We start from the raw sequence: 11,845 nt of genomic DNA on the forward strand, positions 1-11,845 counted from the left end.
GGCCCTCATCTGCCGACAGAATCATCCATTTCCATCTGGCGTAGAACCCCGGACCCTGGAATACAATCCATTCCCAATAGGAATTATTGGGAACCTTCAATGGATCGGCTCGACGCAATGCGCCTCTTCGTTCGTGTGGTCGAGCGCGGCAGCTTTTCGGCGGTTGCCCGGGAAGCCGGGGTCGGCCAGTCGGCGGTCAGCAAACAGATCGCCGCCCTTGAAGCCCACCTGGGTGCGCAACTGATGCGCCGCACCTCGCGGAGCATGACCCTCACCGACGCCGGCCAGATCTTCTACGAATCTGCCTTGCGGCTGGTCGACGAATTCGATGCAGCGGAGTCCCTGGTGGGCCGCGGCCAGTCGGCGCCGTCCGGCCTGATCCGGGTGACCGTCGCCCCGGTGTTCGGGCGACTCTACATAGTGCCGCGCCTCCCCGAGTTTTTTGCTCGCTATCCGGACATCTCCGTCGAGCTCACCGGCTCCGGGCGCAACATCAACCTGATCGAGGAAGGGGTCGACTTGGCGATCCGCAACGGCGAGCTCGCCGATTCGAGCATGATCGTGCGCCGCATCGCCATGGCGCCTTTCGCGACCGTCGCCACGCCGGCGTACCTCGCAGTTCGCGGCGAGCCGCGGACCCCCGCCGACCTGAACGCCCACGCTTGCCTGATTTTTGCCCCGCTCCACGAACCGCTACCGTGGGAGTTCCGGGACGGGTCGAGGTCTGTTCTGCATCATCCAAGGTCGAACTTCCGCACCGCCGACGCCGAACAGATCCGCGCTGCGGCGCTCGCCGACCTCGGCCTGGCCCACGGTCCGGTCTGGGCGTTCGCGCCCGAGATCACCTCGGGCGCGCTCCGCGTCGTGCTGGCCGATTACGTCCCAGGCCCGCTGGCCATCAGCGCCGTCCACCCCGCTGGCCGCCGCCTGCCCACCAAGGTCCGGGTGTTCATCGACTTCCTGGTAGAGACCCTGGCGGGTAATCCGGCGCTGACGGGGCAACTGGGTTAGGTCAGCATTTAACGGCGTCGGCGTTTCTCCGGTTTCGGTTCTTTTTGTTTTTCTCGGACAACAATAGGCCGGACGCGACGGCGCGCTTACCGCATCGATCATGATGGCGACGCAGCCGACGATGGGCCTGATTGTGAATTCGATCGCGCAGGATTGCGCCGCCGCTGTATTCGTTTCTGTTTATCCTGTGCCGTTTGCCGGGGTCGCGCTGGTCGTGACAAAAGGCGATATGCGGCACTGCTGAACGAGCCCCGGCATTACTCGGCGAACGCGTTGATTGTGGTGGGCGCGCTGTGCTGGGTGATCTACGCGTTCGGTGCATCGACCTTCAAAATTTGCGCCGTCGCACGCGGCGCGTTGCTGCCGGTTCGTAGAACCGCGCCGCTACCCAAACGGTATCGGCCCCCGTCCTCAAAGAACCTGGAACGGCGCTCTCGGTACTGTATCTCCGTCCAGAGTGGCTATCGCCCAGACGACCGCAAAATTCGTAGCGGCATTATGCGAAGCGAAACGGCCAAGTGTGCCGTGCGAGCGTTGATTTCCATGCTCGTCCCGGATGATCACAAATGAATCAAAGGCGCCCCGGGCGGGGGCAACCACGGGTCGTATAGTCGATCCTCGGTATTGCATTTCCATATTCAGCCCTCTCTCATAGGTTGATGCAATGGAAGCCAGAGTAAAAAACCAGAAACGTTTTAGTTGTCAATGCGTCTATGCGCAACGTTTTGGAATCAATATGTCAAAAACGTGAAACTCAAACCCGGATAACTGAATGTTGCGTGCGACGGTCCTTTAATTCACCTTACCGCACAATTCGTTGCATAACGCTCCGCGCCACCATCAAACTACCGGGTTCACGCATTCGAGCATTCGCTGCACAGTGGCGTGCTGGGTTGGCGTCAGTTCCGGATAACGCGCCAGATCGATGACACGCTTGCGCCAATAAGCCTGGCCGAGTAGCGAACCGCTGCCCTCGTCGCTCCAGCGCGGAACGATCCGTTCCAGATGCGCGATTTCCTGCTCGACCAGTAATGGATGTCGGGGGGCTGTTTCGAAGGTCTGGTCAAGGCTCACGGCTCATGCTCCAGTAGCAAGGCAGCCGACATTACCGCGACTTTGCCGACAGCGAATCCTCAATTCTGAGGATTTACGTTAGACGGTAACGTCTAGTCATCATCTTCAGGCAAAAACGATAAATAGCGCAGACGCACCATGCCAGTCCGACAAATGCCGTTATCAAACAAAAGGGGAATATTGTCCAGAGCGTGCGATAACCAGACCGACTTCAATTCAATTGGCATGCCAGACTGACATTTTCGCCGGACTTCTGTTGAAGCAGTTATTCCACTGTATTCAACTGTCTACGCACGCCAATTCGAACCGCACGTCGGCCGAACGCAGTGTTTAGAGAAGATTATTTCCGAGCAGCGGGCATTTATAAAAATACTTTTCACCCGTGTGCCGCCCTATTACCGGCCGTTCGTCTGCACCACGCGAATCAGTTTGGAGCGGCTTCCAACACCCAGCTTATGGAAAGAACGGTCAATATGCGTACGGACCGTCGTATAAGAAATACCCAGCCGGAATGCAATTTCCTTGTCGAGCAGACCTTCCACCACCAACCCGACTACATCTCGCTCACGCGCTGTCAGGTTCTTCAGCACGTCCTCTGAAATCAACTTGGCTTGCGGTCCAGACGGCTGCGTCATGCCCGCCGCGGCGCGCGCCCGCGCCAGTGCCGCGGTAAAAGCCGGGCGAACGAACTCGGCCATGGCAAGGTCGTGATCGGAGAAATCTTCCCGATGTTTGCCGCGCCAGATGCGCAGGTCGCCTATGTTCGAATCGCCGGCCCACGCATAGACATTCATGCCCCAGTGCAAACCGTCGCGACGCAGAAAGTCATTGAACAGTTCGGTCCGCATCAGCTCGCCCTGCGGAATCACGTTGGTCACACGAACGGCTTCACGGAAATTTTGTAGCCGCGGGGTCACCGTATCGCGGTATTGGTAGTACTGCTCATACTCGGACAGATTATCTTCCGACATGTTGAACGAGACCCGATTGACGAATTCTTTCTTCGTCTCGTCCCAGACATACGACCCGAGATGGTCAGCGCGCAGCAAGCTGAGCATGCGAACGCCCACCTCCTGACGCATCAACTGCTCAGGAAGTGAATCAGCAAGCACGGCGAAGATATCGGAAACCAGGCCGGTCTCCCGGCTCGTCAAATACATTTCACGGACATGCTGGTCAGTCCCCGGGTCAATGGCTCGCGTACGTTTTCTCCACGCGCAAGCCTGCATATTTTAAGATGCTGCCCCGCAGACTACACGGACGATATTGCCGATTCAAGTCTGTTTTATTCGTGCCGTTAAATAGTTTGCCGTCGTTTCAACTGACGGGCCAGTTGCTTGAACGCATCGCATCGCATCACGAAGCGGCGGCGGAACAGGATCAGGCCGCCGGCACCCAATCCCGACTTCTACCAACGCGGAAGTACTTTTACCAAACAGGGAAAATGCATGGCCTTCATTCCTAATCTACGTCGCCGCCAGCCCATTATTGCAGCCGGTGAAACCGCCCCAGCTTCACAACCGAGCTTTGGTTATATCGATACCCTCTTCGATTATGGCGCTTTGCTCGCTGAATCGCCGGATTCGCTCGGCAAACTGCCTGCGGCCGGCAACCGGACGGTAGCGATTATCGGCGCAGGCATAAGCGGCCTCGTGTCGGCATATGAACTTCTGCGTGCCGGCGCGTCGAATGTGGTGCTGTACGAAGCGTCCGGGCGCATTGGGGGCCGCGCCTACAGCATTCCCTTTACGGATCAAGCGTCCGCATTCCTGGCCGAACTCGGCGCCATGCGTTTCCCGCCCAGCGAATACAGCCTGTTCCACTACCTCAACCGCTTCGGTATCCAGGCAAACTCGAATTTCCCCGATCCCGGCGAAGTGCTGACCAATCTCGGTTATCAAGGACAGACCTACACGTGGCCGGCGCAAGGCAACCCGCCCGATATGTTCGCGACCGTCCATGCGGGCTGGAGCGCGTTCATCAGCGACGGTTTCACCCCCGCCTCCGGACCGGCCTTGCTCGCGCCGGTTGCCATCACCAATCTGTTGCGCAACGGACAGTTAGGGGCGGCGCGGAGCGCGTGGCAGGCGTATATCGACATGTTCGGTAACATCCCTCGCGTTCGCGCTGGGTTGATGCCGTTTATTGATCGCGCGTGGATAGCCGTTTGCCTGCCGTACATACGTAACTTGCCTGAAAGCGCGATTTTGCTGATCCAGGTTTATCTCACGGATCTGCACACGACACTGAAATCGAGGTATTGCAGGATAGGCTACCGCCGGTTTTGGGCGCCATCGTTATAAGCCCCATGAATTTGGCCAACCAGACTCCCACTCATGTCGGCGCCCGCTTGTTTGTGTCGAAGCACGAAGCGCTCAACCTGACGCACTGTCAGATGGCTAAGCGGGCAGCCCTGGCTCGAGCATCCACGAACGGCTTGAATCACTTTCAATCGGTCAAATTCGTGCGAGTTCAACGTCACCAGTTCGGCTGGCTGCACCTGGATGCCGTGCTGCATGGGGCGGGTGTCGGGTTCTTTTTCGTAGATCAAGTCATGAGTTACGTAGTAACAGGCAAACTATCTCTGGCGCTGGACGACTGGCTTCCCAAACGATCCGGCTTTCATCTTTACTATCCCAGCTGACGACACATGTCGCACGGCTTCCGTACGTTCCTGTCTTTCATAAAAGAACTGGATCGGTAGCAACGGGCTGGAACGCCCGAGCGTTATGACTGCATTAAGCAGTCGGAAGGCGCGTCAGCCCTATTGCAAGCGCGCATGTCCGCATGTCCTCATACCGCTTCCGAGGATTCTCCTGAACGAGGCGTTAAATAGTCAGGCAACACCGTTCGCAAATAAGCAATGCGTGCACGGTGAGCCATCCGCTCGGCCTCAGCACTGATCACTCCGTCTCGCAACAGGTAGAGAGACCAGATCGCATCGTTGATAGCGGCCATTTCTACAAAGCGCTCGTGCAGGTCAGGCAGTTCGAACAGAACGAAGTGTCGACGAAATCCGTCGAGAAGATGCTGGGCCAGAATTCGGTTGTTCTCCTGGTCGAGCCGGCGAATTTCCGACGAGTATCCGACGCCCAAAAGCACTTTGCGTACGGCAGGATTCGTGTCGAACACACGCAGCATTCCCGCGTGCTGAACCTTCAGTAAATCTTGCCATGCTTCGAAGTGACCGAGCTCGGCGGTTTCGACTGCGCGAAACGACGCCAGGTAACGCTCGGCAAGCGCAACAAAAACCAGCGAAACCTCAGGGAAAAAATGGTAAACGCTTTGCGGCGATATACCGAGACTAGCCGAGATATCATAGATGCCAATGTCTGACGGATCCCGATCCTGCAAAAGGCCCTCGACCGTATTCAAGATGTCCTCGTACCGCTGCTTGCCACGCTCCTGGGTCGGCCGACGGATTTCCGGCTTGCTCTTATCACCGACCTTAGTCGTCGCCTGCATAACCATTGGATCTGTCCTCCTCTCCGGTCAAACCATTTTCTTTACGCGCAGCAGCGAGCAGCACCACGTATAGGTTGATTCAATATGCGCGACCATCTCGGTCCGCGCTGCGTCCGCATCGCGCGAACGCAGCGCCTTGACCAGCGGATCGTGATCCATCGACAGCGTGTCGACCGGCTGCCGAAGCAACGGCAACGACGTATAGACGACGCCGAACTCGTCCTGGATCGCCCGCTCCTGCTCGACCAGATGATGCGACCCGGCAATCTCGGCAATCAGCAAATGAAAACGGGCGTCGGCTGATCGCCGGACATCGACGTCTGATATCCCGTCGACGAAAGCCTTTGCAGCCGTTTCAATCTCAGACAGTTGCGCGTCCGACGCACGCAGGGCCGCAAGAAAACACGCCTCGCCCGAAATAGCGCGCCGCCAATCGCACAGGCTGCGCAACGCTTCGCTGCTGATCTTCTTTTCCAGCGCCATTTCGCGCAACCGCTCGCGAACGTCGGCCGTGACGAAGGTGCCTCCGAACCGCCCTCTGGCGGTCGAGACCAGGCCCAACTCCCGAAGCACGACGAGCGCATTGCGCAATGTCATCCGTGCAACGCCGAACGACGTCGCGAGTTGCGCCTCGTCCGGCAACTTGTCACCGGCCCTTAATTCGCCCAACGTCAGCGCCTCAAGAATCCGCTCCACGATCGCTTCCGGCGCGCTGATGCTGCTAAAGGGCTTGCTGAATACAGCAGGAAGTGCCTCGGACATACGTTTAACCACATGTCTGTGAAATGGATTACCGCGAAGTATGGCATGACTGGAGATCGCAACGATGCCCGTGGGATCCACGGAACCCTCGCCCGTCGACCGTCCGGCCCTCTGCTGCTCTCGCAGCTAGGGGCAACTACCAGATTGCCGTTAAATTTAAATGTATATAGTCTAGTCAATATATGTTTTATCGGCAATGACGGGCTTTGATAGCCGCCCTTCCCACGTTCCCGGACGACTGCGGGCATCCCCGAATAGCGGCATGTATTTCGCGCCTGACGACAATCGGGTCGCGCATGAATCGCTTGGGCCTCCCGCTGTGAGCCTCTGACTGCAGTTTGAATCCGTGCGGATCGTGCAAGGTCCATCCCAACCTATTTATTTTGCATTACTAACAGATGGAGAAGACGATGGAAGGACAGAGAGGGTCAGCAACCGGCGTACTCAGCGCTGCGATTTTCGCCTGCGTGTTATGGAGCGGCGCATTCGTGGGCACGGTGGACGCCATTGCGAAGACTTCGGGCGCTGCCGCGCCGGCCGTGCTGACGGCCGCCGCGTATGCAGTCCCGGATAAATACAGCGCGGCCGCAGCCGAGCAGATCATGAAATTGGGCGGCAACGCGGTCGATGCCGCCGTCGCGATCGCATTTACGCTCGCTGTTACCTACCCGGAGGCGGGAAATATTGGAGGTGGCGGCTTCATGACGCTCTACGTGAACGGCGCGCCACATTTCCTCGATTATCGCGAGCGTGCGCCGCTCGCTGCCAGTGCGACCATGTATCTGGATAAGGACGGTAAGGTAATCCCGGACAGCAGATCGGCGCACGCGCGGTCGGCGTGCCTGGCACGGTGGACGGCATGTGGCAAGAGCAGCATCGGTTCGGCAGGCTGTCGTGGAAACAGGTTCTCGCGCCGGCGCTGCACTACGCGACGGACGGGTTCATCGTCGACGAACAACTGCAGTCGCGTCGCGACGACGCATCGAAATATTTTGCCGGCAAGACCAACTTCGACCGCTACTTCGGCAAGCTGAAGGCCGGCGAGACATTCCGGCAACCAGAGCTTGCGGCCGTATTGACCCGCATCACCGAAAAGGGCGAATCCGACTTTTACGACGGCGAAACGGCCAACCTGATCGCCAATTCAATGAAACAACACGGCGGCCTGATTACGCGCGCAGACCTTCGATCCTATAGGGCACTTTGGCGCCAGCCGGTGCAATCGAACTGGAACGGCTACCGTGTCATCACCGCGCCACCGCCGAGCTCCGGCGGCATTGGACTCGTCCAGTTGCTGAAGATGAAGGAAGACAATGCGCCGCTGTTCAACGGCGTCGAGCTGAACTCGCCGCACTATATTCATCTGATTGCAGAGATTGAAAAACGGGTGTTCGCGGACCGCGCGCAGTATCTTGGCGACCCTGACTTCTACAAAGTGCCTGTCGCAAGCCTGATCGACGAGGGTTATATCCGTAGGCGCGCGGCGGAAGTCAACCCAACGCAACCGTCGGATACGCTGTCGGTCAAGCCAGGTCTCGGGACGTCGATGCCGGAACGCGTGATGCCGGAGAAATCAGAAACCACGCATTTCTCCGTCATCGACAAGTGGGGCAACGCGGTATCGAACACGTACACGCTGAACGGAGGCTTCGGTTCGGGCCTCATTGCCGAAGGCACTGGCATGGCGTTGAACGACGAGATGGACGATTTCTCGTCGAAGCCCGGCGTGCCGAACATGTTCGGTGTGGTCGGCAGCGACGCGAATTCAATCGCACCGAAGAAGCGCCCTCTTTCATCGATGACGCCGACAATCCTGACGAAAAACGGGAAGGTGATGCTCGTCATCGGCACCCCGGGAGGGTCGCGCATCTTCACTTCGGTCTTCCAGGTGATCACGAACCTGTACGACTTCCGGATGCCGCTTAAAGAGGCCGTGGCGGCGATGCGCTTCCACCATCAACTGCTACCGCCAAACACGATCTTCTACGAGCCTTACATGCCGATCACCGGCAAGCTCGCCGATCAACTTGAAGCGCTCGGCTACACACTGGCTTCCCAGGATTTCTCCGGCGACATCCAGGCAATCCAGGTCGTCAGCGGCACGCCAAGTGCCATCGCCGATCCACGTGGCCGCGGTATTGCAGGACCATTTAATCCGGACTCCGATAGATAAACCGGGTCGTTTAAATCGGGCCACCAACTTTTAGCTGGCTTTGGAGGCCCGAATTCGTCAACCGGAAAGGCATGAGCGGCGCGCGTTGCCCTTGGCAAGTCCGATTCGCAAGTCTCCATTCCATAACAACATAGTTTCGATCATGCGTCGATTCAGGGAATCAACGCGTTTGCTCGAAGACAGGAATTCTGATATGTCCATTCGCCCCATTTTTCCATTAAGCGCACTGACGTACGCGGCACTCGTTTGCAGTCCGCCCGTCCACGCGCAGTCGTCGGTAACGCTATACGGTGTCGCGGATGCCAGCGTCGTCTGGCAAACTCACGCGGACTCGCAGGGCGACCATGCGGTACTGGTGAGCAACGGCGCGATCAATCACAGCCGTTTTGGCTTGATCGGCAATGAGGATCTTGGCGGCGGCACCAGCGCATTTTTTCAACTCGAGAGCGGCTTTAATCTGCAGGATGGCACGATGGCGGCGCCGGGCACAGTGTTCGACCGGATGGCGATAGTCGGTTTAAAGGGAAACTTCGGTTCGCTCAGCGTCGGCAATCAAGACACGCAGTTCTATTCAATCATGGGCGCGCTCGACCCGTTGACCGTCGGTGACTATTACGATACCGCGTGGTGGTACGCAACAGATACGTTCCGCAAACCCAGTTCAGTCAACTACACGAAGCAGTTCGGGCCGTTCACCGCGTCACTCAGTTACGCGTTCGGCGGTATCGCCGGCAGCGTCGCGCGCGGTTCACAGTGGGGCTCAGGACTCACCTATGCGCAGGGCGCGTTTTCGCTCGCCGCCGTGTATCAACAGACGAAAGCCGCCGTGTCCGGTGGATTGCAACAGATCTTCGGCGTAGCCTCTTCCTACAAGTACGGTGACGCGACGTTTTACGCGGGGTACCAGAACAACCACGACAACGCCGACATCGGCGACGCGCAACTTAACGTCGCGGGTGCGCCCTACGGAACCGCGAACGTCGCGCGCAAGGATCAGGGCGCATTCGCCGGCGTAGCGTGGCAACTGACACCGTATGTGTTGCTGCGCGAGGCGTACTACTACGACGACATTCACGACGCGATGAAGATCAGCGGCAACGATGGTGTCCGGTGGGCGGCGGTGTCGGAAGCGGAATATTCGTTTTCGAAGCGCAGCAGCGTCTACGCGCAGGTTGACTACAATCACACGTCCGGCGCTGCCCGCGTGCAATTGCCCTATTCGAACAATCAGACGGAGTTCGCAGTCGGCATGCGGCACTGGTTCTGATGCCGGCGATCGTCAGATTGCAGCCATGATCGCGGATACCCATTGTGTCGTCAGGAGATCTTGCTATGCGCCTGCGTAGTCGTTCAATTCCCCTTATTGCCTGCATACGGGGCATGAGAGGTGTAATGGCCGCACTGGGCGTGATGATCTCAATGTCCGGTGCCGCCGGCGCGGACGAGGTCGTCAAGATCGGCTTCGCCGCGCCGCTGACCGGCGCGCTCGCGCAGTTCGGCAAGGAGACCGAGACCGGCGCACAACTGGCGGTCGACGAACTCAACGCACATCCGTTGATCGTGAACGGCAAGGCGGTGCAACTCGTGCTCGATGCACAAGACGATGCCGGCGATCCGCGCGCTGCAACGCAGGTCGCGCAGCGGCTGATCGACGACAACGTCGTAGCGATCGTGGGTCACATGACGTCAGGAACGTCCGTGCCGGCTTCCCGCCTGTACCACAATGCCGGCGTTGCGCAATTGTAGCCCGGTGCGACTAGCCCCGTGTACACCCATCAGGGCTTCGCGACCGCGTTTCGCCTCGTCGCAACGGATGCGGCTCAGGGCGCCGCGCTCGCAGACTATGCGGCGCACAATCTGCTTGTGCGCAACATTGTGCTTATTGACGATCAGAGCGAATATGGGGAGAGCCTCGCGTCTTCTTTTGAAAGAGCGGCACGCAAGAACGGCATCAAGATTGCGCGGCGCGAGGCGATCAGCCCATACGGGATGGATTTTCATGCACTGCTTACTATATTGAAAGCGCTCAATCCCGATGCAATCCTGTTCAGCGGCTTCGTCAACGCCGGCGTGCCGTTTATTCGCCAGGCCCGTCAGTTGAACTTGCGCTCGTTGATCCTGGGCGGCGACGGTTTGTGCTCGGAAGCACTCGGGCGTCTCTCCGGAAAATCAGCTGACGGCGTGGTCTGTTCCATACCCGGCTCGGATTTCCGAAACAGCCAGCGCGGTGCGGCGTTCGCTCTGCGTTACCGGCAACGCTTTGGCACGGAGCCAGACGGTTTTGCGCCGTATTCGTACGATGCCGTCTATGTGATTGCCGATGTCATGACACGCGCCAAATCAACGGCAGCGGGCGACATCCTGCGGACAGTGCCGACAACCAATCTGGACGGGGTGACGGGCTCCATCGCCTTCGATCAACATGGCGACTTGCGGAAATCCATTACCAGCATTTTTCGTTACCGGAACGGCGATCGCGATGTCGTGTTTGTCGAAAGAGAGGCCAATTGACCGCCCGCGCCAGCCACTTCCGTCACTCACCTCTCCCGCTTCACTCGTCGAACACGTCAAGCCAACTTCGGTAAGATACCGTCAACGCCAGCCGCGTTGATGCGTTCGTATGCTTGCCCCACAAGTCGGACTGAGTAGGGATTGGGCAGAACAAGAGGACGAACTGGATGGCCAAAAGGGCGATAAAAGCAAACATGCACAAGCGAAAACCCGAAATCCGCCGACCTACGCAAGAACACGGCAAGCAGCGATTCGAGGAGATTCTGGATGCAGTCGAGACTTTATTGCGGGACCGCGATCCGTCGGACATCGGCATTTATGATATCTCCTCGCATTTGAACATTCAGCCCCAAAGCGTCTATCACTTCTTCCCTGAAGCTTCATTGGTCTTCGTGGCGCTCGCCGAACGCTACCTGGCGCTGTTTCGTGAGGTCCCAACCTCCAATCTTGGGCGCTACGAGCGTTGGCAGGATCTCCTGGATGCGCAACATACGGCAATGCTCGCTGTGTGCGAGGCCAATCCCGCAACCCTCAAGGTCTTGCTAGGCACGGGGTATTCCTCCGAGATCCGGCGGCTCGACCTGGAGAACAATCGGACCCTGGCGCAGCATTTACTCGATGGATTTCGCGAGCAATTCCTATTGCCGGAGATTCCTGACCTGCTCGAACGCTTTGTTGAAATGGCGGCGATCAATGACGCAATCTGGTCGGTGTATCTGCTTCGCGACGGGCATCTACCCGACGGCGCAAAGCTCTATGCACGCCGGGGACGCACCGCCTATCTGCGTACTGTGCTGCCGGAATATCTGACACCGAGGCCGTGCGATTAGCTCGGCGCCGCTGTCGGCC

10 protein-coding genes and 2 pseudogenes are annotated in these 11,845 nt (G+C 58.4%); 8 read left to right on the plus strand and 4 right to left on the minus strand.

Annotation, left to right across the window (positions count from 1 at the left end):
• Positions 1-99: 99 nt before the first annotated feature.
• Together ACSQ36_RS31855 and ACSQ36_RS31860 are read left to right on the plus strand one after the other, a co-directional pair.
• Positions 100-1,011 carry a LysR family transcriptional regulator gene (locus ACSQ36_RS31855; RefSeq protein ID WP_436185125.1) on the plus strand — a complete coding sequence of 304 codons (912 nt, stop codon included), beginning with the start codon at positions 100-102 and terminating at the stop codon, positions 1,009-1,011.
• A gap of 100 nt (positions 1,012-1,111) precedes the next feature.
• Positions 1,112-1,255: a hypothetical protein gene (locus tag ACSQ36_RS31860; protein WP_436185126.1), complete on the plus strand. Its 144-nt coding sequence runs from the start codon at positions 1,112-1,114 to the stop codon at positions 1,253-1,255.
• 596 nt (positions 1,256-1,851) lie between these two features.
• Here the strand turns inward: ACSQ36_RS31860 and ACSQ36_RS31865 are convergent.
• On the minus strand, positions 1,852-2,085 hold the full coding sequence (locus ACSQ36_RS31865) for a hypothetical protein (RefSeq protein ID WP_436185127.1): 234 nt from the start codon (positions 2,083-2,085) through the stop codon (positions 1,852-1,854).
• A gap of 395 nt (positions 2,086-2,480) precedes the next feature.
• Positions 2,481-3,245, minus strand: a complete 765-nt coding sequence (locus ACSQ36_RS31870; protein ID WP_213763729.1) for a response regulator transcription factor — start codon at positions 3,243-3,245, stop codon at positions 2,481-2,483.
• Positions 3,246-3,533: 288 nt separating this feature from the next.
• Between ACSQ36_RS31870 and ACSQ36_RS31875 the strand changes: the two genes are divergently transcribed.
• Together ACSQ36_RS31875 and ACSQ36_RS31880 are read left to right on the plus strand one after the other, a co-directional pair.
• Positions 3,534-4,388, plus strand: a complete 855-nt coding sequence (locus ACSQ36_RS31875; protein WP_436185128.1) for an FAD-dependent oxidoreductase — start codon at positions 3,534-3,536, stop codon at positions 4,386-4,388.
• Positions 4,389-4,393: 5 nt separating this feature from the next.
• On the plus strand, positions 4,394-4,729 hold the full coding sequence (locus ACSQ36_RS31880; RefSeq protein WP_436185129.1) for a hypothetical protein: 336 nt from the start codon (positions 4,394-4,396) through the stop codon (positions 4,727-4,729).
• Between the two features lie 149 nt (positions 4,730-4,878).
• Here ACSQ36_RS31880 and ACSQ36_RS31885 read toward each other — a convergent pair whose 3' ends face one another.
• Both ACSQ36_RS31885 and ACSQ36_RS31890 read right to left on the minus strand, forming a co-directional pair.
• On the minus strand, positions 4,879-5,556 hold the full coding sequence (locus tag ACSQ36_RS31885) for a TetR/AcrR family transcriptional regulator (RefSeq protein WP_436185130.1): 678 nt from the start codon (positions 5,554-5,556) through the stop codon (positions 4,879-4,881).
• Between the two features lie 21 nt (positions 5,557-5,577).
• Positions 5,578-6,312, minus strand: coding sequence for a FadR/GntR family transcriptional regulator (locus ACSQ36_RS31890; RefSeq protein ID WP_436185131.1), 735 nt, complete (start codon positions 6,310-6,312; stop codon positions 5,578-5,580).
• A gap of 410 nt (positions 6,313-6,722) precedes the next feature.
• On the opposite strand from ACSQ36_RS31890, the pseudogene ggt reads away from it, so the two are divergent.
• From ggt to ACSQ36_RS31910, 4 genes and pseudogenes are all read left to right on the plus strand, one after another.
• A pseudogene (gene ggt, locus ACSQ36_RS31895) lies at positions 6,723-8,485 on the plus strand (gamma-glutamyltransferase).
• Positions 8,486-8,678: 193 nt separating this feature from the next.
• The gene (locus ACSQ36_RS31900) at positions 8,679-9,752 is read left to right on the plus strand and encodes a porin (protein WP_436185132.1); all 1,074 of its coding nucleotides are present in this window, start codon (positions 8,679-8,681) and stop codon (positions 9,750-9,752) included.
• Positions 9,753-9,904: 152 nt separating this feature from the next.
• Positions 9,905-10,996, plus strand: a pseudogene (locus ACSQ36_RS31905) (branched-chain amino acid ABC transporter substrate-binding protein).
• Positions 10,997-11,190: 194 nt separating this feature from the next.
• Positions 11,191-11,826, plus strand: coding sequence for a TetR/AcrR family transcriptional regulator (locus tag ACSQ36_RS31910; RefSeq protein ID WP_436185133.1), 636 nt, complete (start codon positions 11,191-11,193; stop codon positions 11,824-11,826).
• Positions 11,827-11,845: the final 19 nt, after the last annotated feature.

The sequence above is a fragment of the Caballeronia sp. LjRoot34 genome, assembly GCF_964253815.1.
Lineage (GTDB): Bacteria > Pseudomonadota > Gammaproteobacteria > Burkholderiales > Burkholderiaceae > Caballeronia.

Excerpts from the sequence above, each read along its gene's own strand:
- ACSQ36_RS31890 (WP_436185131.1), bottom strand. The coding sequence starts at position 6,312 with ATGTCCGAGGCACTTCCTGCTGTATTCAGCAAGCCCTTTAGCAGCATC.
- ACSQ36_RS31910 (WP_436185133.1), top strand. The coding sequence starts at position 11,191 with ATGCACAAGCGAAAACCCGAAATCCGCCGACCTACGCAAGAACACGGC.
- ACSQ36_RS31860 (WP_436185126.1), top strand. The coding sequence starts at position 1,112 with ATGATGGCGACGCAGCCGACGATGGGCCTGATTGTGAATTCGATCGCG.
- ACSQ36_RS31900 (WP_436185132.1), top strand. The coding sequence starts at position 8,679 with ATGTCCATTCGCCCCATTTTTCCATTAAGCGCACTGACGTACGCGGCA.
- ACSQ36_RS31855 (WP_436185125.1), top strand. The coding sequence starts at position 100 with ATGGATCGGCTCGACGCAATGCGCCTCTTCGTTCGTGTGGTCGAGCGC.
- ACSQ36_RS31880 (WP_436185129.1), top strand. The coding sequence starts at position 4,394 with ATGAATTTGGCCAACCAGACTCCCACTCATGTCGGCGCCCGCTTGTTT.
- ACSQ36_RS31885 (WP_436185130.1), bottom strand. The coding sequence starts at position 5,556 with ATGGTTATGCAGGCGACGACTAAGGTCGGTGATAAGAGCAAGCCGGAA.
- ACSQ36_RS31875 (WP_436185128.1), top strand. The coding sequence starts at position 3,534 with ATGGCCTTCATTCCTAATCTACGTCGCCGCCAGCCCATTATTGCAGCC.
- ACSQ36_RS31870 (WP_213763729.1), bottom strand. The coding sequence starts at position 3,245 with ATGTATTTGACGAGCCGGGAGACCGGCCTGGTTTCCGATATCTTCGCC.